The sequence below is a fragment of the Acinetobacter soli genome (assembly GCF_018139125.1).
Taxonomy (GTDB): Bacteria; Pseudomonadota; Gammaproteobacteria; order Pseudomonadales; family Moraxellaceae; genus Acinetobacter; species Acinetobacter soli.
Window position 1 is genome coordinate 139,862 of the sequence record NZ_CP073242.1, and the last position, 22,961, is coordinate 162,822.

The 22,961-nt window shown below is 36.8% G+C and carries 26 protein-coding genes and 1 CRISPR repeat array; of the genes, 18 read left to right on the forward strand and 8 right to left on the reverse strand.

Annotated features, from left to right (window positions below):
• The first annotated feature begins 16 nt into the window (after nt 1-16).
• The 3 genes from KCV09_RS15970 (at nt 17) to KCV09_RS15980 (ending at nt 2,264) form a co-directional block, all read left to right on the forward strand.
• A complete protein-coding gene (locus tag KCV09_RS15970) occupies nt 17-442 on the forward strand; it encodes a hypothetical protein (protein WP_228301599.1) in 426 nt (141 codons plus the stop codon).
• Between the two features lie 228 nt (nt 443-670).
• Nucleotides 671-1,768, forward strand: coding sequence for an adenine nucleotide alpha hydrolase family protein (locus KCV09_RS15975; protein WP_042892735.1), 1,098 nt, complete (start codon nt 671-673; stop codon nt 1,766-1,768).
• Between the two features lie 220 nt (nt 1,769-1,988).
• Entirely contained in the window at nt 1,989-2,264 is a 276-nt protein-coding gene (locus tag KCV09_RS15980; protein WP_228267120.1) for a hypothetical protein, read from the forward strand.
• A 69-nt stretch (nt 2,265-2,333) separates the two neighbouring features.
• On the opposite strand, the gene KCV09_RS15985 is transcribed toward KCV09_RS15980, so the two are convergent.
• Entirely contained in the window at nt 2,334-2,831 is a 498-nt protein-coding gene (locus tag KCV09_RS15985; RefSeq protein WP_038350031.1) for a cold shock domain-containing protein, read from the reverse strand.
• Between the two features lie 150 nt (nt 2,832-2,981).
• Here KCV09_RS15985 and KCV09_RS15990 point away from each other — a divergent pair, with 150 nt between their 5' ends.
• From KCV09_RS15990 to KCV09_RS16050, 13 genes are all read left to right on the forward strand, one after another.
• Entirely contained in the window at nt 2,982-3,416 is a 435-nt protein-coding gene (locus tag KCV09_RS15990) for a DUF6573 family protein (RefSeq protein WP_038350030.1), read from the forward strand.
• A gap of 88 nt (nt 3,417-3,504) precedes the next feature.
• Nucleotides 3,505-3,978 carry a hypothetical protein gene (locus KCV09_RS15995; protein ID WP_227504915.1) on the forward strand — a complete coding sequence of 158 codons (474 nt, stop codon included), beginning with the start codon at nt 3,505-3,507 and terminating at the stop codon, nt 3,976-3,978.
• A gap of 200 nt (nt 3,979-4,178) precedes the next feature.
• Nucleotides 4,179-4,709 carry a hypothetical protein gene (locus KCV09_RS16000; RefSeq protein ID WP_038350029.1) on the forward strand — a complete coding sequence of 177 codons (531 nt, stop codon included), beginning with the start codon at nt 4,179-4,181 and terminating at the stop codon, nt 4,707-4,709.
• Between the two features lie 220 nt (nt 4,710-4,929).
• Nucleotides 4,930-5,571 (forward strand): hypothetical protein, encoded by a 642-nt coding sequence (locus KCV09_RS16005; protein WP_038350028.1) that lies wholly within the window; start codon nt 4,930-4,932, stop codon nt 5,569-5,571.
• Nucleotides 5,572-5,583: 12 nt separating this feature from the next.
• A complete protein-coding gene (locus tag KCV09_RS16010; RefSeq protein ID WP_033917499.1) occupies nt 5,584-6,417 on the forward strand; it encodes a hypothetical protein in 834 nt (277 codons plus the stop codon).
• Between the two features lie 31 nt (nt 6,418-6,448).
• Nucleotides 6,449-7,057 carry a hypothetical protein gene (locus KCV09_RS16015; protein WP_033917498.1) on the forward strand — a complete coding sequence of 203 codons (609 nt, stop codon included), beginning with the start codon at nt 6,449-6,451 and terminating at the stop codon, nt 7,055-7,057.
• Nucleotides 7,058-7,158: 101 nt separating this feature from the next.
• A complete protein-coding gene (locus KCV09_RS16020) occupies nt 7,159-7,917 on the forward strand; it encodes a zinc-finger-containing protein (RefSeq protein ID WP_212515791.1) in 759 nt (252 codons plus the stop codon).
• Between the two features lie 180 nt (nt 7,918-8,097).
• Nucleotides 8,098-9,246, forward strand: a complete 1,149-nt coding sequence (locus KCV09_RS16025; RefSeq protein WP_212515792.1) for a hypothetical protein — start codon at nt 8,098-8,100, stop codon at nt 9,244-9,246.
• Between the two features lie 182 nt (nt 9,247-9,428).
• Nucleotides 9,429-9,584, forward strand: coding sequence for a hypothetical protein (locus KCV09_RS16030; RefSeq protein ID WP_005006030.1), 156 nt, complete (start codon nt 9,429-9,431; stop codon nt 9,582-9,584).
• A gap of 41 nt (nt 9,585-9,625) precedes the next feature.
• A complete protein-coding gene (locus KCV09_RS16035) occupies nt 9,626-10,045 on the forward strand; it encodes a hypothetical protein (RefSeq protein WP_214288679.1) in 420 nt (139 codons plus the stop codon).
• A 335-nt stretch (nt 10,046-10,380) separates the two neighbouring features.
• Nucleotides 10,381-11,337, forward strand: a complete 957-nt coding sequence (locus KCV09_RS16395; protein ID WP_227504909.1) for a hypothetical protein — start codon at nt 10,381-10,383, stop codon at nt 11,335-11,337.
• Between the two features lie 22 nt (nt 11,338-11,359).
• Nucleotides 11,360-11,821 (forward strand): hypothetical protein, encoded by a 462-nt coding sequence (locus KCV09_RS16045; RefSeq protein WP_046127872.1) that lies wholly within the window; start codon nt 11,360-11,362, stop codon nt 11,819-11,821.
• A gap of 12 nt (nt 11,822-11,833) precedes the next feature.
• A complete protein-coding gene (locus KCV09_RS16050; protein WP_032495678.1) occupies nt 11,834-12,121 on the forward strand; it encodes a hypothetical protein in 288 nt (95 codons plus the stop codon).
• A 134-nt stretch (nt 12,122-12,255) separates the two neighbouring features.
• Here the strand turns inward: KCV09_RS16050 and KCV09_RS16055 are convergent, their stop codons facing one another.
• On the reverse strand, nt 12,256-13,545 hold the full coding sequence (locus tag KCV09_RS16055; protein WP_005006021.1) for a Y-family DNA polymerase: 1,290 nt from the start codon (nt 13,543-13,545) through the stop codon (nt 12,256-12,258).
• Complete coding sequence (umuD, locus tag KCV09_RS16060) at nt 13,542-14,102, reverse strand: translesion error-prone DNA polymerase V autoproteolytic subunit (RefSeq protein WP_005006020.1); 561 nt, start codon at nt 14,100-14,102, stop codon at nt 13,542-13,544. The genes KCV09_RS16055 and umuD overlap by 4 nt, the downstream gene beginning before the upstream one ends.
• A 159-nt stretch (nt 14,103-14,261) precedes the next feature.
• On the opposite strand from umuD, the gene KCV09_RS16065 reads away from it, so the two are divergent.
• Together KCV09_RS16065 and KCV09_RS16070 are read left to right on the forward strand one after the other, a co-directional pair.
• The gene (locus tag KCV09_RS16065) at nt 14,262-15,632 is read left to right on the forward strand and encodes a hypothetical protein (protein ID WP_227553500.1); all 1,371 of its coding nucleotides are present in this window, start codon (nt 14,262-14,264) and stop codon (nt 15,630-15,632) included.
• A 520-nt stretch (nt 15,633-16,152) separates the two neighbouring features.
• On the forward strand, nt 16,153-17,070 hold the full coding sequence (locus KCV09_RS16070; protein ID WP_024160928.1) for a hypothetical protein: 918 nt from the start codon (nt 16,153-16,155) through the stop codon (nt 17,068-17,070).
• Between the two features lie 75 nt (nt 17,071-17,145).
• Here KCV09_RS16070 and KCV09_RS16075 read toward each other — a convergent pair whose 3' ends face one another.
• The 5 genes from KCV09_RS16075 to KCV09_RS16095 form a co-directional block, all read right to left on the reverse strand.
• Nucleotides 17,146-17,724 (reverse strand): DNA cytosine methyltransferase, encoded by a 579-nt coding sequence (locus KCV09_RS16075; protein WP_212515793.1) that lies wholly within the window; start codon nt 17,722-17,724, stop codon nt 17,146-17,148.
• Nucleotides 17,725-17,777: 53 nt separating this feature from the next.
• A CRISPR array of direct repeats spans nt 17,778-19,007; the repeat unit is 28 nt; unit sequence CTTCTAAACCATCTATACGATGGACAAC.
• A gap of 118 nt (nt 19,008-19,125) precedes the next feature.
• Nucleotides 19,126-19,659 (reverse strand): type I-F CRISPR-associated endoribonuclease Cas6/Csy4, encoded by a 534-nt coding sequence (locus KCV09_RS16080; protein WP_212515794.1) that lies wholly within the window; start codon nt 19,657-19,659, stop codon nt 19,126-19,128.
• A gap of 13 nt (nt 19,660-19,672) precedes the next feature.
• Nucleotides 19,673-20,719, reverse strand: a complete 1,047-nt coding sequence (gene csy3 / locus KCV09_RS16085; protein ID WP_212515795.1) for a type I-F CRISPR-associated protein Csy3 — start codon at nt 20,717-20,719, stop codon at nt 19,673-19,675.
• A 34-nt stretch (nt 20,720-20,753) separates the two neighbouring features.
• Nucleotides 20,754-21,671 carry a type I-F CRISPR-associated protein Csy2 gene (locus KCV09_RS16090; protein WP_212515796.1) on the reverse strand — a complete coding sequence of 306 codons (918 nt, stop codon included), beginning with the start codon at nt 21,669-21,671 and terminating at the stop codon, nt 20,754-20,756.
• Nucleotides 21,671-22,960 carry a type I-F CRISPR-associated protein Csy1 gene (locus KCV09_RS16095; RefSeq protein ID WP_212515797.1) on the reverse strand — a complete coding sequence of 430 codons (1,290 nt, stop codon included), beginning with the start codon at nt 22,958-22,960 and terminating at the stop codon, nt 21,671-21,673. Before KCV09_RS16095 ends, KCV09_RS16090 begins: the two co-directional genes overlap by 1 nt.
• Nucleotide 22,961: the final 1 nt, after the last annotated feature.

Below are 22,961 nucleotides of genomic sequence, written 5' to 3' on the forward strand. Positions count from 1 at the left end.
AAAACTTGGAGCAGATATGAACAAAGCAACGACCGTTGAGCGTTTAGAAAAGCTGATTGAGCTAGTGATCGAGGTCATTCCTGATGAAAGCTTTGATTTCGACATTTGGCGTGATTATGACGCAAGCCATACAGAACAACACACCGATTTCTTTTCAGGTTTCACCACTGAAGAATTGTTAGATAAAAATATTGTAGGATGCCTGATTGGTTGGGCTACGTCTGTCGAGTATTTCCAAAATCTAGGTTTCAATTTTCATGGTTCTGTTGGGCCAATCTTCATGTATGAAAAAATACTCAGCAATGAAGAGCTAAAAGATGCGCCTGTTGTCACTGTACCAGTCGTTTACCAGTGGAAAGCAGTACGTGAGTTTTTTGGCATCACTCAGGAAGATGCTTTGGTGATGTTTAGCTATGACAATTACGACCAGGCCAAAAATTGATAAGGACACAATGATTCGATTTATTGAACGCATCATCCAAAAATATAAGTAACCACCGAAACGGCGCAATGCCGTTTTGCTAGACGTTATAACCGCTTACGATGATTTTAATTGGTTAAAATATTTTCAATAATTTTAAATTTTGAGAAAAGTTTTTCCCCTGGTACACCCCTCTATACTTAATCCATAGCAAGCAAGGCACAAAGCCTTAAATCTGGAGTAAGTCGAATGAATACAGCGCATAAGTACGATGATCAAGTCATCATCCCAACAATAGCCGGGCAACTGGAGTTGCTGTCTGGTACCGATCTAAACAAAGAACTGGCTGAGCATGTTTTTCATGAAGCACCAGACATCGATCTAAGTATCTATGACATTTTTATTGTCTGCTTAAGTGGCGGTAAGGATTCGATTGCAGCGTATTTGCGCTTACTGGAGGCTGGAGTAGATAAAAGCAAAATTGAGCTTTGGCACCACAAAATTGATGAAGAAAACCAGCCGTTCATGGATTGGGTGTTCATGGAAAACTATACCAAAGCATTCGCTCAGGCATTCGACACACCATTGTACTTCAGTTGGCTCGAGGGCGGTTTCCTTGGCGAAATGCTCAAAGAAAACAGCTACTCAAAACCCCACTTCGTAGAAACACCAGAGGGCTTAATTAAGCTTGAACGCGACAACAACCGCAGTAAACCAGGCACACGCTTGAAGTTCCCACAACAAGCAGCCAGCCTCATGACGCGCTGGTGTTCTTCAGCGTTAAAGATCGATGTCGGACGCAGAGCATTGAACAACCAAGAACGCTTTGACGGCAAGAACATTTGTTTTATCACTGGTGAACGCCGTGAAGAGTCGCCAAACCGCAGTAAGTACAACCAGCTAGAACCGCACCCATGCGACCGTAGAAGCGGTAAGAAAGCAAGACGCGTTGACTGGTGGAAGAACGTGCTTCACTTCACTGAAGAGCAAGTATGGGCGTTACTGGAGAAGTACAAGGTTACGCCACCAGTGCCATATCGCTTAGGTTGGGGCCGTAGCTCATGCATGACCTGTATCTTCAACAGTCCTAAAATCTGGTCAACCATCAGCACCTACTACCCGGAACGCGCTCAGCTGATCGCTGGTTATGAACAAAAGTTTGATTGTACGATCAGTCGCTCAAAGATCGATGTCGTCAGTCTGAGCAATGGCATTGAGCCATTCGACATTCAGGATATGGAAGCACTGGTACAGTCCAAAATTGAAAGTTATTACCTACCAGTGTTCACGGATAACTGGACGGTTCCACCAGGCGCATTCAACAAGGAGGGTTGTGGATCGCTGTAAATTAGGGTGCCATTTGGCACCTTTTTAGGATGAAAACCGCAAGCGATGTTTTTTAATTGATTAAAAATGGTTTGGAATAATTTTGTTTTTGAATAAGTTTTTGACACCACCTGTCAGCATAAAATGATTTTAAACCAATCAATATGAGATGATGTTTATGACAACTTTAAACGAAACAATGCAAAAGTTCTGTAAAGCTAAGGCAATGATGACCTATTTAATGTCTGATGATCCTATCATTGATGAATCTGTCAGCCGTTACGAAAATTGGGCATTGGCTTATGACCTTTTGGTGAGTATTGGGCATCTGGATCTAGAACAAGTTGAGCAGGTCTGGAATGAAAAAACCCATACCAATTTTGTGCTTTGGGGTGTAGTTGGTGAATGCTCAATAGAAGAAATTTTATCGTATGTGACAGAAGAATATGACGCTCAAGCTGTCACACTGGCGCAGATTAATGAATTACAAGACGGTAAAACACTGGCAGAAATCTAAAATCAACCTAAGGAATGAGTTATTAATTAAGTATTAATAGCTCATTTTTTATTGTCTGAAACTATACAACTACCACCTTGAATCATTTTCACAAGCATCGCCATCGCCGTCACCATCCATCATGGTATCTGGGCAGTTTTTCACAAACCAATCAGCTTCTTCTTTAGATCGCATTTGAGAGCAATGCTTACGACCATCGCACTTATAGGCTACTGGCTTTTGATATATAACATTTGTAGTTTGATTATCTTTATATAGATATTTCTTTAATTGAATGCTACCTAGATATGCCACCCCAATAGCTATGCTAATAAAAATTATCCATAGATATAGTGGCAATGATTTTTGCTTGTCATGCGTTTGTTCATGGTCGGAATAGTAAACATGGATTGCCCTATTTTTATTTTCTTTTTTAACTACCTCGAAATAGACCTCTCGACCTACTATTGGCTGTTCGCCTTTCTGAAAATCCTTAATATGGAAAAATACATCACCAAAATTACTCGTAGATATAAAACCAAAACCACGCTCATTATTATATTTTTTAATTGTTCCTGTTAGTACCACCTAAAACCCCATATATATTAAAAGCTATATTAATTATATTTGTTAAACCTAAATAAATACTATCTTTTTTTTAAAAAAAAGTTTTAAGGTTTATGGATTTATTATAATTAAAACATCAAAAGCAATTGCTTAAAACATGGAGTAGCTATTATGAATAATTTTTTCGCTGGTGCTGAAGTCATCACTGTTTTTTCTTTACAAGACGCTTTAGAAGAGGGCGTGATTATTTGCCTTAGCGATAAAGAAGAACATGCCAAAGATTGCAAACAGTTCTATAAGTTCCCTGTTTATATTACAAGCAACTTGTATAACAAGCACCTGACAGCTGCAAAAGCAATTTTTCCGAATGGTACGGAAGCTGATGCAGAAAAAATCAATGATTTAATGGGATATACCATCTTTGATATGTTGAACATGAGCGTTCGTGGTTCAGTTGCACTTAATGACCAAAGCGTTAAGTTTAAATATGCTCTACAAGATACACCGCATACCTTTTCTGACACCTTAATCACCAATATTGCTACGGTTGGGCCTGGTGTGAATGGTGAGCCTATCATTACTTTTATGATGCCTGAAGACCAATAAACACAACACCTAGCATTGACCAACCAATGCTAGGTTTTTTTGAGATCCGAACGTTCATTGAGAGGTATAAAAAATTCAAATGGCGACTATGAAAATTGACAACCCTGACTTATTCGGCTTTGCAAATATGCAAGAAATAGAACAACAAAGAGAAAAAAACGAATTAAAACGTATAGAAACGATGAAGCTTGTCCGTTGTGACTGGTTTATCGCCGTGACATCTACTGGAGAGCTGTTTAAGTACAGTGAAAAAGTACCAGCAAAATATAAGGCGTTTAAAGGCATTAAATTATTCAAGTGCTGGAATGAAGCTACCGCGGATCTCGTGTTAAATGCCGTAAAAGGCGCAATCAAGCGTGATCATTACGAAGTGCCAGACGTTAAAAAAAGCAAAAAGCTTGCTGTTGATAGTTGGGTAAGAAACATTGATCTAAAGTTTCTACATTTGCCAGTCGGTCAACTCACCAACCTATACAGGGAACATCAGGAGCGTTTAAGACTGAAGCGTGAAAAAGCCAGACTTAAAGAAAATGAAAACACGTATGACGTAGAACCGCACTAATTACACCCACCAGGAATAAGCACCCATAGCTTATTCCTTTCATAAGATGATGGCCGTAAACGGTGTTTTTAATTGATTAAAAATAACTTGAAATCATGAGCCTATCAGCCGAAATACTTTTACTGAAAAGTTATTCAGTCTACATGCACCGATATAATTATTACATCAAAGCTCATTGCTTAAAACTTGGAGATACGACAATGCAACTACAAAAATTTAATGCTGGTACTGCTAATGTGCGCCACTTGCTACAAAGCTTCACCCAAGCGTATGACGGTTTACCAAGTTGCGTCATCAATGTGATTGGCGTAGCAACCAAAGCAGATCCGCAGTTTATTTTTAACATTGAACTGGATGTCGTTTTATTTCACCAACACAAGTCACAAGCCTACTGCATTGAAGTCAATGCACCGTTACAGGCTCAAGTCATCGCAGACGCTCACGAATCATTTAGATTCAATCCTGATGATTCTCATGCATTGATTGAGGGCGAAGTCATGGATGTGGCGATTAATTTACAACGCCAGGCCATTAATGACATGATTCAATATGATTTGCTGTCAGATGCAGAACTGGAAAAGTTCAATACATGGAATAAAGGTTTCGCCAGTGCATTACTGACTGAATGTTTTGAAGATGTCGCAGATTTTAATGCGCTGCATAGCTCACATTTTATGGCGAACACTGTTTATTTAAGACTGATTGAGTACTTTAAAAACAACCTGTCATAAGAAACCATTAAACAAATAGAGGGAGATCCAATAAAGGTCTACCCTCTTTTTTTATGCCTTTAGATTTTATGACGTATACGATGTTTTTTAATTGATTAAAAAAATATTGGAATTTTTCATTGCCAGTTCCATAAGTAATTTGAGAAAAGTTTTTAAGGGATATTTCACAAATATAATTAATTCATACCTAAGCAATTGCTTATAACTTGGAGTTGAAGATATGAAAAGCCTACTTGATTTTTTTACAAACCGTTCTAAAACATTAAACATTATTGTGAATCCTGAATTAAATACAGGTCATTCCCTTGCTGATTTTTCGTATAACGAAGAATTGCATCAAGACCTTAATGTATTAACGGTTATTCCGCTTGATCATTACGGAAACTTTCTATCTTTAACCCTTGATGATTGGGGCGTTATTACTTCAAAAGTTCAATTCCCTGAGCATCTTGATTTTAATCAATTGCTCAGCATTTTTTGGGAAACACAACCCATTTTAGTTGTTACTGACATCGCACGTTCAGAAGTGCATGACAGCGACTTTTTTCAACAAAGCTTGGTCAAGCAAGTCAATCTTGCATATAGCCGAGATATTGCCAGTGAATATGCACCAGAAGATGTTCACTACATCTCTCAATCTTTTGATTTAGATAAGCTGATGCGTTGCGGTGTATATCTGCAAGGTCATTGCTATTCAGCTCATGATTTCGTCATTAACAACCATAACCTATTTGAAAAAGACAGCTTGATTGTGCCTGTTTTTAACATCCACTCGACACAAAAAGAACTGCAACAATTTTTAGTATTTGATCTGCAAGGTAAGTTTTTGGATTGCGTTGTTGGCACTGAAGTTTTGTACTAAGGAATATTGATCATGTCTAAAAAATACTTATTGATTGAATTGAGCTACGAAGCACCAAACAACACCAGTGCTGATGCTGTTTTGCACAATGTCTATATTGATATTAATCACCCTGAAAATCTGGCGATGTTTAGCGAGTCTTGCAAGAATCGCCATGAAATTAATGAAAACCTACCCATTTGCCAGTTAATCACTTCATGGGTTCGATTACTAGGGATCTTCACCATTCTGGACAATACGGATCAGGACAAAGAAACCCCTGTTCTCATTCAACTTGCTGACGGCGGTACTTTATCTATCGATGGTTGGGAAATTCTCGACCAAGAAACCAAAGATAGACGCTTGGCGTTAATGGACATTGAGCCAGATGAAGAACAAGACGTAGACGACCCTATTTTGTTCGCTTATGAGCATTCAGACTCAATCACACTCACCAAAGTTGAAAAGCCAGTAGCAGAAAGTGTATATGTCGCTACGCGTAACTCTTACAGCAACAACTTTGATTTAGTTCTTGAATGTATCTTGAATCCTGAAAAACATTACAGCCTATATCAAGGCTCATATGATGGCACTCATGTTCAAGTGATCCTGAATGACTTGGCACTACTACCATCATGTAAGACACATAAATCAGAAATTGGCGACTATGTAACATGCAATGTACTGGAGCTGTTCAAAGGCTCAATAGATGCGTATGGCGCAGAAAATGAATTTATTGATTCATTCGTGCAACTCGACATTACACCGTACTTAGATAGCACACTGAAAATGGACTACACCGAATTGCAGTTTAGCTACCAGAGCAACGATCTCATTGCATTTTTTGGTAATGATCCATGTTCTTAACATGGATCTCTATGGAATAGGAGAAAATACAATGTCTGATCATATCTATAATTACATCATCGGCAGAATCGACAAAAGCCGTAAACTTATGGTTCTGGTGAACTACGAATCAAGATCCAATCTGGTGACTCAAGCACAGTTAATGAAAGTCCAATTCCCGAACCTCAATACCTTGAGAATGTTCCTGAATGACTTTGAGCCAACGGAAAAACATGTTATCCATTACTCGAAATACAGTAAAGAAATGCCATCAGGTGCAGATGGATATTTCCTATTTTCAGAACATGACCAGCAATGGAATATTTTTGATCCTAATGTCTTAAGTCGGTTTGTTCGTATATACCAAGAATCACCAGAGTTAGATAGTTACCAAGATTACATCTGTTCTTGTGAAGTCAAAAACTCACCCACACTTAAAGCAAAACATAAAAAACAAGCATTTATGGAGAAGATGATCTTCACTTCATTGGGTTTTGAGCGTTATTGCCATCATTGCAACGGTTATGAACCACTGGATCGTTTTTATTATCATTCTGATACCAAAACCTATGAATCAGTTTGCAAGCCTTGTTATATTCCTCATTACAAACCTTACAAGATGAAAAAACTTATGACCAGTACGGTTGAAGAATATATTTAATCATTAACTAGAACTCAAAAAGATGGCAACTATTAAATATTGCCATCTTTTATTTATTTTCTTTAACATATAAATTATAAACCCTAAATATAGGATTCCTTATGACTTTAAGTTATCAGCTTAATGAACTAAATAAAAAACAGAATAAAAGTAAAAATACAAATGAAGATCACCTGATGCATTACAACTTTTACTTAATAAAAGAATGTGATGCAATATTAAAATCATTCGGATATAACACGTTCAGGCTTAGATCAAATGAGATTAAAGGTAGACACATAAATGTACTTTTTCAGTATTGGAAAAGCCAGACTCAAAATATTGTTATTTTAAAGCAGAAATATAACTTTTTATTGTGGTGGGCTAATAGTTGCAACAATGTTGGTGTTCTAAAAGAATTATCTGTTTATTTAAATAGCCCATTAAATAAAATATCCGCACCACTAGATAGCATAGAGTCTAAGTTTGGCTGGCATAATAATATTCACCTACCATCATATAAATGTCTTGAATGCGAAGTTCAGTTAGAATTAGTAAATAAATCTTATATATGCCCTATTTGTTCAAAGTATGTTGGAATTAATAGCGATGGTAGACCATTAGGATATATTGCAGATGAAGAACTTAGAGCTTGCAGAAAAAAAGCACATTATTTTTTTGATAACTTATGGCAAAGAAAGTTAATTACACACCCGAACCTAACAAAAAACCAAGCAAGAAGATTAGGCTATAAGTGGTTATCAGAAAAGTTAAATATATCGCACCATTTATGCCACATTGCTTTTTTTGATATAGATCTATGTAATCAGGTTATTTTAATATGTGAGCCTTATTTTATTTCATTAAATAGAAATAATTGATATTACTTTTATTCAACGTATACGGTGATTTTAATTGATTAAAATATTTTCATTGCTGAACCACTACCGTTGTTATATTCAGCTTCATTTATATTTTAAGAAAAAGTTATAAACGCCACTTAATAGCTATTATGGAATCTCAGATGTAGAGCACACGGCTCAAAACTTGGAGATTTTAAAATGTCACATTTCACAGTTGCAGTAGTTACCACCCCTGATGGTGATGTTGTAGATGCCCTAGAACCATTTTACGAATTTGAATGCTCAGGCATTAAAAACAAATATTGCATTTCAGAATCATCATTGGACGAAATTAAAGACCAATACGAATCGACAGAAATCACTTTGATGAAAAACTCAAAGCCTATCTTAGATGATGGTGAAGAACGCTATGCGTTTCTTGACGACCCTCGTTTCGTGCGTGATGCAACAGACTTAGAGCTTGATGCCATCAAAAACAACAAAGGTGATATTTTTGCTGACTTCCCGAACGGCGGTGAGCATTTATCAGTGGTACAGGTCAAAAACGATGATGGTACGTACTCAAGTCGCATTCGTGATTTAGGCATGTTCATTCAATGGCATCAAAAAGATGTGCCATGTACTGAAGTGTTTGAGCTTCAACAGTTCATTAATTGGTATAACGAAGAAGTTACGCCAACTGTTTTGACAGGTGAAAAACCTGATGAAAGTTGGACAGAATGGATAGAGCTTGATGCTGATGGCAAAGTGGTCGATTACTTCACCACCACCAACCCGAATCCGAAATACGATTGGTATGAAATCGGAGGACGTTGGAAAAACATGCTGTTGCGTCTTGATGGACGAAAAGTGGATAGCTGTCCGATTGGTGAGCTAGATTTTGAAACCGAAATCAACCGCTTAAAAACCGAAGCTAACCGTGTTTATGACTATTTTGAGAAGTGTATCGGTGATGCTTCACGTACTTGGCGGTCATGGGCTGATGTTTGGTCTGATGAATCAATCGGATCAGTGAACGATAAGCGTAATTTCTATCACAACCAAGATGCAATCTTATTAATGAAAGCCAATGATACGGATAACTTGTTTTGCATATTCGGACATGAATTTGATGAATTTTTGGTGAGCCGTGAAGAATTCCTAGCTAAAAAATCAGCAAACCCATTCGGTACATACTGTTTCTTAGATGCGACCAGTGGTGATGAAATAGGCGACTGGACAGGTTCAGAGTGTGGCATGTTTGGACAGGATATTCGCAAGGAAGAAGATTGGGAAAACAAAAACCAAGCCTTGCTCAAGAGCTTTCCAAGCGACTATATAATCACGATTGTTGATTGTCATATCTAAAACCCAAACAGGGATAAGCGTAAAACCTTATCCCTTTTCTTTTGGGCATTTTTTAAAACGCATTCGATGTTTTTTAATTGATTAAAAAGTTTTTGAATTTTTAAATTTTAAGAAAAATTAAACAGCTATTGCGCTTTGTATAATGAATATAGATTTAATCACTATCCTAAAGGGCTTTTAATATGTGGAATACATTAGTTTTAATTCGTAAAACCGCAACGTCAAAAGAAATAAAAGACAAAGCTGATATGTATTTAAGCCAGTTAAATACTGCAACCATTTCAGCATCTCTTAAAGCTGAAATACTCTCTTTTATCGAATCTGTTTTAAACGATTAATCAACTTAGGCTCAACGCCTATAAGTAGTCGGAGCATAGATATGAACAACACATTCACCATACCATGCAATTTTAAAGTACAGCACATTGAAGATGGTCAATTTGTCGTGTTTTTTGCTGACGGCACTCAGTTAAGTTACCAGATTGAAAACACCAGTAAGGTTAAATGGATTGAACCTGAAGCATTCAGTTTAGAGCAAGTACGCCTAAGCTCAAAAGAGCCAATCAATGCCGATGATATTGACATCATTAAGTATGCTTCATACCGCTTAATTGCTGACACGCCATTGATTGATGATGATGGTAGCAATCCTGAACCTGATTGCCTTTACTGCAAAAAATCTAGTGACACTCTTAACAGCCTCATACTTCAAGTCACTGAAGCACATACCCTCTCATGTTGGCTACTGACATCAAACGGCGTTCATATCCTAGATATTAATGAATTGACTGAAGCTTAATAACAACAACCAGTGAAGCATGTCTATTGCTTCACTGGTTGGCAGTTGAAAACCGCATTCGATGTTTTTTAATTGATTAAAAAAAGGTTTAGAAATTTGGTTGTGGCCAGCGCTAGATCTGGCGCACCAGGATCAATGCTTATTTGTATGGTACCTTAATTGCTTCCATCATTTTAATAGCATCCTCATTACTATTTTTAGCTGCTATCTGTTAAAAGTCGCAGCAAGGACCAGTAAAACAATAATAAAAATAAATAATTTTAAAAAAGTTTTTGGTTTAGGTTCTATCTTAAAATAAACATATTGAAGCAGAAAGCTTAAAACTTGGAGTTGAAATGGTTACTATTAATGAATTACTTAGCAAAAACCTTGATCGCAAATATGGTCCAATTGAAGCGCATGAAGTTATAGAACTTGTTCGTGTAACTCGTGCGCCAGAATCAATAAATAACCCTTCAATGCCATCAGTTAGAATTTCTACTGCAGATCTGCACCATATGGTTGAACAAGCTAAAAAGTTCAATTTGTGGGAAGAATGGTCCACCAAGGTTTTAGCAACTGAGTTGCCATACAACCCTTATCTTAAGCCAGTGTTTACAGGTCATAGTTTCCCACGTTCTAGCATGTCTACTGACAACTACGAAGCATTAGTACGCTCTACGTTAGTGCCGGTGCTACTACCTGAAGATAAAAAGTCTTTTATCAACCTGAATGACAAAGTTATGTCATTTAACAACCTCATGTTTGATATGCCCGATGCGATGGTGAACCATCTCATGACTGGTAAAAAACTTTGGCTATATGCAAAAAATGGGCAAGTGGTCTGGTATACCCGTGCTGAGTATGAGGCGCAAACCAAGTGGAACCAGGCTGAACAGGATGCTAAGAAAAAAATTACTGCATTGTTTGAATTATTCAATGCGCTGCAACAAGCTAAACCGATCTTTGATGCTATCGATCAGAAGAAAAACTTCAGTGCTTTACCGTTCAAATGGTTCACTGGTGTAAAAATTGTAATGTCAGGCTTGTCAGCTGGATCATGGGGCGATGGTGAAAAATCAAATACAGTGACTCACTTGGTTTTTGATGAAGACTACTCAGGATCTAAATTGGTTCGTGAGAAAAACCAGTACTTGTGCTCAGCTGGAGGCTTATTCCCTGCAGATGAAGCAAAGAAAGAATTCAAAATGAAAGTAGGTGAAGTTACCGTGGACACGGTACCGCACCTTGTTACATGTAAAGTGTGCCTAAAACGCATTTTTACGCAACTTGCATTAACTCAATCTAATTAATCAAATTTATAGGGTGTTCATCATGAATAACAAAACAATTGCCAAAAAAATGATTAACCAAGTTAAATCGGTTATCACTGACCCTCAAGCAAAAAGCTTGTTGGCTGCTTATCACGTAGAGACGTCATTTACCCACTTCTACGAAACACACAGCCACATTTACTTGGTTGGTAAAGACATTACTGCAGTCATGGCCAAACATTTTCCATACTTCACGTTTAAGACTCGTGATAACAAGAAAGCCCGTCACGGTATTGGCGATGGCTCAATGTCTGATTGCTTAAACAAGCTGCGCCGTGTGTATCGCTTAGAAATCAAAAAACCGATTAGCGAGAAGTTTATCGCTGAAGCTGGTGCACCGACTTTCACAAAAAGCCAATCTGTAAGTCCTGTTGCTTATTTGATTGATGAAGTTGTGCAACAAGAAACAGCGCCGATCGCACGATCTGACGTTCAAAACAGTTTCCAGGATCTTTTCAATTGATTTGAGGCTTATATGAATATGCATACGACTCAAAAGAGTGAGAGAGACAAAATGACAAAACGCTGTTCTGTTGATGTGAAGTCACCCTGGTTCTTCATAGAGGACCAAATCCCAAACAAAGATGGCACGGCGTTTATTGTGTGGGATGAATTCTTAGACCATGAAATTAAACCTATCCGCTGGAGCGATAAGATCCGTGACTATGCTTCAGGTGAAGTCGAATGGAGTGGAAGCTTCTTATTTTGGCGATATGATGATGGTACACCAGCTGAATCACCAAGAAGCTATCAGCAATCTTAATTTCTTATATTTCCGAGGGTGTAGCCAATTGATTTTGAGATTTGATCAATCTCTTTAAGGCAAAGGTTTGATTCCTTGAATGCCAGTTCGAGTCTGACCATCCCCGTCATTGCCAACAAATTCCCTCAAATGAATCAATTGAAGACAATCATACCAGCCTCACTAAAATAGTTACGGCTTTGACGTTCTGACTTAGGTTCCCAATCTCTATTTTTCAGATTACATGATCCAGCAGCAATTTTAGCCTTGCCAAACTTACTTTGAATGCTTTGAAACGCCGTCATTAACGCTTGCTCTTTTTCAAGCTGCTCTACGTCAGTTAGTAGGCCGATCGTGCGATGTTCTTCTTTTATCAATTCACACAACATCACGCCACATTTCTTAAACTCTATCCCCTCTTTGTACAATTTATCAATCAGTGATGTGGCAGCTTTAACAAGTTGCATCAAATTGTTTGTAGGTTGGGTAAACGTGTATGTTAACGACTTGCTGTAATACGGTTTTGACTGGTCAAATGGGTTGGATTGCAAGAAAACAATCAGAGATCCGCAAAGCTGGTGTTCATCAACAAGCCGATTGAATGCATTATGGGTATATTTGCTGACGGCTTCTTGAAGAATTGAGAGCTCAGTAATTTTCTGGCCGAAAGATTTGCTCGAGACAATCTGTTGTTTCGCCTTAGGTGAACTTTCAAATTCAAAGCATGACTGGCCAAGCAATTCTAAAATCGTACTTTGCATATTCACATTGAAGAGTTCACGCATTCGATTCGGGTTGGATGTTGCAAGATCCAGCACAGTTAAAATCCCCATGTCATTAAGCTTTTTAGCGTACTTTCGCCCTACACCCCATATTTCATCAACTGGCATGCTTTGATAGTAGCTTTCGACATCTACCAGGCTCATTGTCACTAAATTACAGATTCCATTTAATTCTGGATTCTTTTTGGCAAGGTTGTTGGCCATTTTACTTTCAGTCAGTGTTCTACCAACACCCACGCACGTTGTTAAGCCAATAAGCTTATATACTTGATGCCGAATCTCCCGTGCCATTTCAGTAGCATCAAAGTTTTTAGTAAATTGAGTAAATTCTATAAAGCCTTCATCAATGCTGTAAATGCTGTAACAGCTTGGATCTACAAAACCAGATAATATTCCATGAAAACGGCGTGACATTTCGCCATACAGCGCAAAATTGCTCGATAGCACATGAACGTTATGTTTATTGATGATGTCTTGGACCTTAAAGAGTGGCGCACCCATCGGGATTTTTAAGAGTTTAGCTTCAGCGCTTCTCGCGATGATTGTTCCGTCATTAGAGCTTAAGACAACGCATGGTTTACCCTTTAACTTAGGGTTCCAAAATGCTTCCATCGAACAATATGCCGAATTTATATCAACATGAATAAATACCCGGTTTGTCATTTTCGTGCGTCTTTAATGATGTAAGTCACTACGCCCCACACAATCAATTCCTGTTCAGGTTTTAGAAAAATATGTGAGTGCTCTTGGTTTTCTGCTTTAAGCCAAACTGGAGGGATAGATTTTGCATCTGGACCAAAAATTTCATTAATTTCACCAGCTGACATTTGCTTGGTGATCATCAACCGCTTAACGGTAAAGTCTGTTTCTAGCTGAGCAACAATAATATCTAGATGCTTGGCATTGAAGCTTCTATCGATTATGAGCTTATCGTTAATATCTATACCAGCATTTAGCATGGAACGAGAGCCTACTTTACCAATAAACGTAGAGTACTCATTGGTGATCAGCATTTCGTTGAGATCGACCGACTTTTCAATAAAATCTTGTGCTGGTGAAGGAAATCCAGCTGATAATAATTCAGCTGCAATAGGAATTTGTAAAAGCGAGTTAGATCTGACGTGCTCGAGGTCAAGAATATCGCTTATCTTTTTATTTGCACCGCTAAATGCGATAACTTTCGTTTCAGGTTTTCCTGACGTTGAACTGCAAGTAGACATGAAAAAAACCTTACTATGATTTGAGACCCATTGTATTGAGAGCTGTATGTTTGTTCAAATATTTCTTAAAAGTTACCAATACACAATGGGTTATCCTTGGAGTTAGAATAAAGATCGTCTATCTTATGAATAATAAAATTTACACGTAATATGTCAGAGATGATGCCAATTATTCATTACTTAACAGTACAGGTTTGCAAACGGGTATTCATAGAGCCTAACTACGGCGTAATGCGTTCTAATGATCCATTAGTTATAGATCCTGATCTATCAATGCAGCCATTATGTTTACTTGGCATCTCCGTCAATGATTTTCCATTAAATTACACGGAATATTATGAAAAAAATGACAGTAGTTGTTCCCTGTCAAAATTCCTGAAGACTTTTTGGAGCCGTTACTACAAGACTAATGGCCCAAATATTCCATTAGTTTTTGGAATACCAGATATCCTGGTTATCGATCATCGTGTGAAGGATATTATTAATCAATCATTTTATAGTTGGTTAGACTCGAATAATATTCAATATGAGTTTTCTGATAGTAAGAATAAAAAAGCTATTGCTAATTTTCGTCAGCATCAACACTATCCTTATATTGAATGTTACTCTGAGATAGACGTCCTAGATACATATAAAACTAAAAATGAAGAATATGCCTTACCTTTATCCGTTCTAAACACGATGACTAACTATTTAGATAGTGTTTTTCTCTTATCAAAGCATCGTAAAACTTTAATAGCGTATACCAGCAGACCTATTAAGCATCCAACATTTACAGAGTGCTGTCCTAACGATCTCCGACTATTTGACATTACACCTTTAGAAAGTAAAGCCGATAGAACTTTACAGGATGCATATTGGGTTAGCTCCGATTTAGAAAATGGCAATTATGGATACTTGCGGAATAGACAAGTGAAAGAAGACATAGATTGCACCAGAGAAGATAAAAAAGCTTTTTTGGCCCTAATAAAATCATTGCCAGTTACTCAATGGATGGATATTTTTACAAGCAATCAGATTGAATTATTGAATCAATTAAAAAAACAACGATACAAAGACACAATTGATATCGATCAGATTAATTACGCAGATATGTGTTTTAAATTAGGGTTAAGTAGGGATTCTCAATACACAGTTTTAGCACTGGAGACATCTAAATTAAAACGTTCTGAAATGATTGAACTTTGGGATCAATATTCTCATGGAGGTGATGTTAAGTACTCTTGTGAAATTATGCTTCCTGACTGGTACTCTTCGCGAAATGATAAAATTTACAGATATTTTTATTTATCTATGTGGAACAGCAGCATTATTTTCATAAGTGAATCAGGATCTCCAGCAACAAAATGTTTTGATCAAGATGAATGCATTAATTACATGTCAAAAAATCAATTCAAAATACATAATTTAAGTAATATCGTTGATATACGTCACTTTGATGAATTGCTATTAAACAACAGGCAATATTTATTGAACATCGTTAAAGAAATGGATGCTTTTGAACTTTTAAAGGACCTAAATACCGTATAAAACAGAGTGTGGAAACACACTCTGTTTTATAGAAAATGATTTCTATTGGATATAATTGGACAAGTAATTATAAATACTCGGATCTTCAATATCCGATGGGAATCCACGATCACAGACAAGGATAAACTTATTCCCCTGCTTTATAATTAATGGCTCTGTTCCATCTACTTCGTCTAAGTCTAAATGCAAATTTTCACAAACATATTCGTACATTGCTTCTTTAGAGATAAAATCTTTCAAGCCAAAACAACTTAGGATTGTACAATCCATCTCCACTGATTGATCAACAGAAAAACTGCTGGTATGAACGGCGTTATACACAGGAATTAGTATCTTCCGGGCGCATTGAATCCCCTATAAAACAAATTCTTCTTTTTTAACGCTGTGCCATACAGCCCGGTTGAACATTTTAAGCATAGGTTTTATTAATTATTAACTGTAAAATATTATAGTTTAAACATCAATATTAACTACTTTTAATAGTTAGGAACTCCAGTTTTATCAGGATAATTTTTAGATCATGAAAAATATTAAGTTAGTACTAAGCTCAGCTATTCTTCTACCTCTTGTTGGTTGTTCCATTCTGCCTCAACCGGATGAAATTACGCCAAATCAAATGCTGAAATATCAGACCCCTGAGAACATAATTAATTCCAAAAACCTAAATGGGAAAGCTGGGACCGGTAAAGACTATATGCTTACTGGATATAAAGAAGCTCTTTTACCCCATTCATACATGAATAATTTATGTAAAAGCCAGAATGGATCGTTGAGACAAATTCAACGTTCTTCATATGCCTATTTAGATAAACGTAATAACCCATCTCCTAAGACTATCGGGTCAGAACTCGCACCTCACATTGGTATTTTTGAATGTAATGTAAGTTCACCCTGGTATGTAAGTATTGAACCATTATCAAGCCGATACGGTGGTACTAACAAAAATCTAGACATCATTTCGCTAAAAACAAAGGTTATTGATCGATCTTCACTTAAAGGTCATATTGATTATTACAACGTTCATAGACAAGAAGAACTTGAACAAGACAAGAGAAAATATAATGAGCGATTACGTCAAGAAAATGAGCGTCAACGCCAGGAACAAGCTCAAATTAATGCAAAAAATAGATTTATAGCTGCAAATGCCCCTACAACAAAAGACATAGGTAAAACTATCTGCAATGAAACAGTATTGTCTGCTTTTACCGGTATATACGTATTTGGGCAACCTAATTTTAAGCAGACCAATGGTACGGTTATCGCAAGTGTAGAAGGCTTTTCTAACGATCAGAAAAATATCAAAATCAATATCAAAGGCTTTTTAAATACCCAAAATGGAATCTCAGCTGGAAGTGATGTGTTGTACAACCAGATCCCACTTGAAGCTGGTAGAACGGTTTGGGACAGTAAAGCAAATTGGTTTAAGTGTAATTATTAATTTTATTATCTAGCTTAAAAAGAGGTCATTAGGGACCTCTTTTTTTAACTCATAATTTATAGAATGCAAATAGCCTTATGAGGCCAGACTATATTCCTGTTCATGAGTAAAGTTGGCCAGAACCAGTGCATAAGATAAATCAGGTGGTACTGAGTTACCGACCATACGATATTGGTCTTGTTTAGTTAACTTCAATTGTTGGTTATTTTCATCATGTCCATAACTGAAAATATAATCATGCGGAAAGCCTTGAGCCTTATAAAGTTCAAATGGTTGAAGCATTCTAAAGCCAATATCTTCAATACAATAGCGTTCACCATTGATTTCAATGATTCCAAATTTTTCAAAAAGTTCATTTTTGAAATTTAACCCTTCAGTAAATCTCGTTAATAAAGCTCGTACCTCTACAAATTGATTTACTGTTGTGAGTGTATGCATAGGTTCATTTAACTCTTGGCCAGTACATCCATTTTTCATTTTTGAAAGGTGACAAACATATAGTGAGTGGGTACCGCCTTTAGTTTCAGCTGTAATTGTCCTCAAAGGCTCATCGATCGGCATTGATCTCCGACTTGATCCATTTGCACATTCTGTAAGAATTGGAGCAGCTGCATCAACGATATATGGCTCTGGATTATGAACGATATATTTCAAAATACCGCGAACAATACGCTCTAACGTAGCTGGTGCCAGTGCTTTTTTTCTTTTAAATAAACCATCTATATGATGGACAACTCAAACCCACCTCGAAGGTGCGTTTTTTATTACTTCTAAACCATCTATACGATGGACAACTAGTTTTGACAGGTTCAGGGCGATTTTGGAACCTTCTAAACCATCTATACGATGGACAACCACATAGAGTTTTAAAGACGGTTGGTGTAGCACTTCTAAACCATCTATACGATGGACAACTAACAGGACAATATCAAGGTGGTATTCAACAACTTCTAAACCATCTATACGATGGACAACAAAATACAGAAGAAAAAACCCTAGATGATTTACTTCTAAACCATCTATACGATGGACAACTTGCTCAGTCACGTAAACGCTCAATGATGTTTCTTCTAAACCATCTATACGATGGACAACAGGCAAGGGCTACCGTTCCCACAGGCACAGAGCTTCTAAACCATCTATACGATGGACAACATTAAAGGTTGTCGTTTCCTTGGTTACGCATGCTTCTAAACCATCTATACGATGGACAACCACGAGTACAAAGCGAATACAGCCAATTGATACTTCTAAACCATCTATACGATGGACAACTCATAGGTGCTGATGTTGCATAGGAAGCAGCACTTCTAAACCATCTATACGATGGACAACTACATTTCGCACCATGCCATTGTTTTGAATAACTTCTAAACCATCTATGCGATGGACAACATTATCAATGAACGCTGGAATCGTTTCTTGTTGCTTCTAAACCATCTATACGATGGACAACTTTACGCCTAATAAAATACCCGCTTTCTAAGCCTTCTAAACCATCTATACGATGGACAACTTGAACATTAATATCCACAGTTTGCTTTAGTGTCTTCTAAACCATCTATACGATGGACAACTAGAGATTCATAATGCAAAGTTTGATCCTAAACTTCTAAACCATCTATACGATGGACAACAATACATCAGATTAAAGGATTCTTGGACGAAACTTCTAAACCATCTATACGATGGACAACAAAGATATGCATGAAAGTGATATTGTAATCACCTTCTAAACCATCTATACGATGGACAACTTGAATGCAATTTCAGGCTTTTTCTTTAATTACTTCTAAACCATCTATACGATGGACAACCTTGAAAGGGCATCTGTGCTTCAGAGAGAAGACTTCTAAACCATCTATACGATGGACAACGTATCAGAAAAACAATTTCAGACAATGCAGAGCTTCTAAACCATCTATACGATGGACAACTGAAAAATAATTCGCAAATATTAAATAGTTTCAAATACTTTCGTCAAATATTTAGCTTACACCTTGTTTTTAAGCGACCAAAATACATATTTATATTTCAGTCACTTAAAAACAACGTCTAAAACTTTGGTACCGTAGCCGTACTACTTAATCCAAAAGAATTATATTGACCATATAGTGCGTGATCATAAACCACTTCATCAATATTGAGCACAAGGTTTTGGCCCGTAGAATCACTTTTCATAAAAATACCAGGATGGCGATGTTTACCATCCTTGATAAGTACTTTGCTTTTGGATCGACTATGGCGTTTATACATCGCATATGTATGTTCACTTGGCACCTCTTTAATCGGTGTGCATCTCGTATTAAAACGATATTTAATCAATGCAACATTTAGATTAAGTGAGCTTATTGCCTCTACATCCTTACCGAATACGCGAATTATAGAACCAATAATTAAAGAGTTTTGTTCGATTCTTTCTGCAAGCTCTGGAAAAGCCAGCGCGATACGATCGGTCGTTTTAGTATCTTCATGCTCTGCAAGAAAAGCTGTAATCGCATGGTGAATACTGGTAAACACACGACTAATTATTTGATTAAACTTTGTGCCTTCGGTATCAAGAATATGAATGTCTTGGTAATATTTCATAATTAAACACCAATCAATCATTTTTAGTTTTTTTATTAAATACACCACCACGAATAATCATTGCGATGACGTAATGCTTATCTTCATCTGAAATAGAGTCGGAGTCTAAAACATATTTATCAAATAACGTGAAGAAATCTCCGTGTTTTGGGGCACGTTTGACTTGACCACGAGATAGAACGGTACCGTAAGATTCTACGGGGATAGCAACGGGAAATTCTTGGTCACATCCTGGATACCAGGTATCAATGGTACGTAAAGCATTACTTAGCTTTGTACCAGTCATTTGTGCATGATCATTTTTATCCTTAAGTAATTGACGAGACATTTCTGAACTATCATCATCTCCAGGCATAATCTGACTTGGATAAACAGGCTGCAATTCTCCCATCAAAGCATAAGCAGTTACTTCAAAGCGTTTTACTTTATTATGATCTAGGATTGCTGCAGCAATTTCATTTGCAAGACCATCTAAATCATTATTTTCAGCATCATGATTAATGAATTGATCTGGATTTGTACCACAGACCTTCATCGCATCAAAAGCCCAGGTTTGCTCTGATTCTGCATCTTTTACAATTATTTCTAATTGAGCAGCTTCTTCAGCATTTCTCCATAAAAAACGACCAATAGCAAGGTTGTATGCATATCGATATGCAAGCATATTTAAGCCGAATTTTTCTTTATATTCTTCGATCATTTGAAAAATACGGTCTTGGTAGCGTGTATTTGTTGTATCAATACGATGTAAACCACCGATAATCTTTAAGTTAAAATCAAGTTGTAGAGTATCGCAACCAACTGGAATCAGCGCTTCGTGATTGTGCTGAATGTTCGCTTGTCTAAGATCGAAATCCTTCTTAACCTTTTTACCTTCCTTTTCTTCGATACGTTGACTAATTACACCTTTCGTTCCCTCTTTGGTGACAACAATTGGTTGATTGGCTTTACGGTCTGTCCATTTAGTACCTTTCATTTTTCCACGAGATGTTGAAATTGAACGGCGTGTCGATGCAGTTGTAAAATCTTCCGCAGAAATAGAGTTTATTTGTGCATTCATAATGTGTTCTCCAATGTTTTATTTAACTAATTTTTCAATAATGATTTGAGATAATGCTTTCTATAGGGGAATACAAATACAGTCCTTTATCTGGTTGAATTTTTGGAACCCATAACATTTGATTCAGATTAAGACGAATCGGTACAATAAACTCACCTAACGTAGTGACACCTTCAGCAAATATGTGTTCACGTTCAGAACTCCTTTGTCCTTTTACAGTGCTTAACTCAGAAATTGCCTTGTATCCAACACACATTGGCACAATCCAACCAGGTCTAATTGCTGTTTTATCTAACTTCCATGAGCCCTTTTCCTTGGTATCACTCTTTATCCAGGTAAAGCTTTTGGTGAAATTAGACATGAATGCGGTTACATCATTTTCGGCTTGATTTTGCATATCATTTAACAGGTCAGGGCGCGACACCATTGCGAAACCGGGCAAAAGCTTTCTTAGAATATCTTTTTCAGTTTTTTCAATATTTTCTGAGCTCATAGATAAAAGCTCTACAGACTTGATGGATACACAATCTCCACTCGCTATGCGATTGAAGTAAACAGCATTTTCTACGTCAGCGCATATATCATGCATATTGCTTGAATTAACGCCTTCAAATTCAAGCAGTAGACTAACCGTAAAATCACAGATAGGTTGAGGGTTTATGGCATCACGAGTGCCATTCTCACGTAATGGACCAGAGTAAAGATGCGGAATATCAAAATGAGCTAATGCATCATTTTTTTGGTTTGAACGCATATGAAAATAATGACTGCATACTCCTACACTCTTGAGCATAATATCTTGGTACTGTTCATCCTGATTAAGATGCCGTTGTATTTGAATAGCTGCACCATAGAATGCAGTTATCGATGGAAATCCAATAGCTAAAGGCCCATTGACGGCGCAAGCATCTTGGATTTCGGCTTTAGAAATGAGTATGAAAAACCGTGGCATTACATATACTCCAATTGAAATTTTATTGCTTTTGCGAGAGCTGTTATAAAATGATTTCTTATCTCAACGTAATCATCATTGGATAGTTTGATATTTAAATGTTTGGTTTTTAAGTTGTATTCAATTTCAGCAATCAACCACCGTGAAAAGTCTTTAGAAACTTCAGCCATCCATTCCTTATTTTTTTTGCGCTCTTCTTGATACTTATTATCCAACCAATACTTTTGTTCTATCGAAAGTAGTACATCAGGACGATCAGACCATCCAGCTTCATAACCATTAAAATCAACCACTTTCAAGAAAACTAAATCCGTTATTTGGTTTATGTGATGGGTAATAGCCTCTCGTATTTTTTTATTGCCATAATCACTTTTGACTAGATTCGACAATGCGTTGATATTCCATTGAAAATCTCCTTTATTCAAAATTCCAAAAAAGTTATTTTTTGGAATACGTGGTGAATTTAGCGAGGGTGCTTCACAAAGTAAATGTATGAACCGTCCAGTATTTTCATTGTTTAAAGCACTAATATTTTGTGGTTGAGATCCACCATATTTGAGCTTGACTAATTTATTAAAGCCAATGACTGTATCTTCATGGGGTTTACGGCTGAAAAATGCTTTTCGTGCAACCTCAGTTTCTATACCGTGTAGCTTGGTATGTACAAATTTCTTAACTTCATTTAGAAGAGAAATTGGCGGTAAGGGTGTAACTAAGATGAACTCATTATTTTTTAGATCAGTTGGAAAATAGACTTGTGGCACTAAGTAATGTGTATAAAGCTGATTTCTAGTACTTATACGCGTATTTGTTTTCTCACAAAGTTTCTGAACCTCAACTCTTAGGCGTTCATATTGTTCAGGTTCTAAATCTAAAGCTAGTTTGATCTGTTCTGAATCATTTAAAATATGCTGATAGACTGGAATATCCCCTTCCTTTACGCGAAGAAATGCAGCTATATCAAGGACAGATGCAGATGGAACTAGCATATCGATATAGTTTTCAGTAGATAGCCTTTTATCTGTATAAATATATCCACGTTCAACTTGATCAATTGCTTTAAAGCTTGCTGTTTTAGCACTTGAAAATGATAAACCAGCGCAATAATTTGAAAGACTAACCTTATTAAAGTCATCGATTCTGGCTAAGGCACCTTTTTTCCCTGGTCTTGGTTCAAATAACCAAACTTTCGGAACAAAATACCTAGAATCAATAGTTTCTTTTTGTTTACGGCGTTTTTCAAAGAATGCTTTGAGTCCAGTCAAGCTTTCTTCACTTTCTTTAGACATG

What these genes read in the sequence shown, in the direction of transcription:
- KCV09_RS15970 (WP_228301599.1), top strand. Translation starts at nt 17, where the DNA reads ATGAACAAAGCAACGACCGTTGAGCGTTTAGAAAAGCTGATTGAGCTA.
- KCV09_RS15975 (WP_042892735.1), top strand. Translation starts at nt 671, where the DNA reads ATGAATACAGCGCATAAGTACGATGATCAAGTCATCATCCCAACAATA.
- KCV09_RS15980 (WP_228267120.1), top strand. Translation starts at nt 1,989, where the DNA reads ATGTCTGATGATCCTATCATTGATGAATCTGTCAGCCGTTACGAAAAT.
- KCV09_RS15990 (WP_038350030.1), top strand. Translation starts at nt 2,982, where the DNA reads ATGAATAATTTTTTCGCTGGTGCTGAAGTCATCACTGTTTTTTCTTTA.
- KCV09_RS15995 (WP_227504915.1), top strand. Translation starts at nt 3,505, where the DNA reads ATGAAAATTGACAACCCTGACTTATTCGGCTTTGCAAATATGCAAGAA.
- KCV09_RS16000 (WP_038350029.1), top strand. Translation starts at nt 4,179, where the DNA reads ATGCAACTACAAAAATTTAATGCTGGTACTGCTAATGTGCGCCACTTG.
- KCV09_RS16005 (WP_038350028.1), top strand. Translation starts at nt 4,930, where the DNA reads ATGAAAAGCCTACTTGATTTTTTTACAAACCGTTCTAAAACATTAAAC.
- KCV09_RS16010 (WP_033917499.1), top strand. Translation starts at nt 5,584, where the DNA reads ATGTCTAAAAAATACTTATTGATTGAATTGAGCTACGAAGCACCAAAC.
- KCV09_RS16015 (WP_033917498.1), top strand. Translation starts at nt 6,449, where the DNA reads ATGTCTGATCATATCTATAATTACATCATCGGCAGAATCGACAAAAGC.
- KCV09_RS16020 (WP_212515791.1), top strand. Translation starts at nt 7,159, where the DNA reads ATGACTTTAAGTTATCAGCTTAATGAACTAAATAAAAAACAGAATAAA.
- KCV09_RS16025 (WP_212515792.1), top strand. Translation starts at nt 8,098, where the DNA reads ATGTCACATTTCACAGTTGCAGTAGTTACCACCCCTGATGGTGATGTT.
- KCV09_RS16030 (WP_005006030.1), top strand. Translation starts at nt 9,429, where the DNA reads ATGTGGAATACATTAGTTTTAATTCGTAAAACCGCAACGTCAAAAGAA.
- KCV09_RS16035 (WP_214288679.1), top strand. Translation starts at nt 9,626, where the DNA reads ATGAACAACACATTCACCATACCATGCAATTTTAAAGTACAGCACATT.
- KCV09_RS16395 (WP_227504909.1), top strand. Translation starts at nt 10,381, where the DNA reads ATGGTTACTATTAATGAATTACTTAGCAAAAACCTTGATCGCAAATAT.
- KCV09_RS16045 (WP_046127872.1), top strand. Translation starts at nt 11,360, where the DNA reads ATGAATAACAAAACAATTGCCAAAAAAATGATTAACCAAGTTAAATCG.
- KCV09_RS16050 (WP_032495678.1), top strand. Translation starts at nt 11,834, where the DNA reads ATGAATATGCATACGACTCAAAAGAGTGAGAGAGACAAAATGACAAAA.
- KCV09_RS16055 (WP_005006021.1), bottom strand. Translation starts at nt 13,545, where the DNA reads ATGACAAACCGGGTATTTATTCATGTTGATATAAATTCGGCATATTGT.
- umuD (WP_005006020.1), bottom strand. Translation starts at nt 14,102, where the DNA reads ATGTCTACTTGCAGTTCAACGTCAGGAAAACCTGAAACGAAAGTTATC.
- KCV09_RS16065 (WP_227553500.1), top strand. Translation starts at nt 14,262, where the DNA reads ATGATGCCAATTATTCATTACTTAACAGTACAGGTTTGCAAACGGGTA.
- KCV09_RS16070 (WP_024160928.1), top strand. Translation starts at nt 16,153, where the DNA reads ATGAAAAATATTAAGTTAGTACTAAGCTCAGCTATTCTTCTACCTCTT.
- KCV09_RS16080 (WP_212515794.1), bottom strand. Translation starts at nt 19,659, where the DNA reads ATGAAATATTACCAAGACATTCATATTCTTGATACCGAAGGCACAAAG.
- csy3 (WP_212515795.1), bottom strand. Translation starts at nt 20,719, where the DNA reads ATGAATGCACAAATAAACTCTATTTCTGCGGAAGATTTTACAACTGCA.
- KCV09_RS16090 (WP_212515796.1), bottom strand. Translation starts at nt 21,671, where the DNA reads ATGCCACGGTTTTTCATACTCATTTCTAAAGCCGAAATCCAAGATGCT.
- KCV09_RS16095 (WP_212515797.1), bottom strand. Translation starts at nt 22,960, where the DNA reads ATGTCTAAAGAAAGTGAAGAAAGCTTGACTGGACTCAAAGCATTCTTT.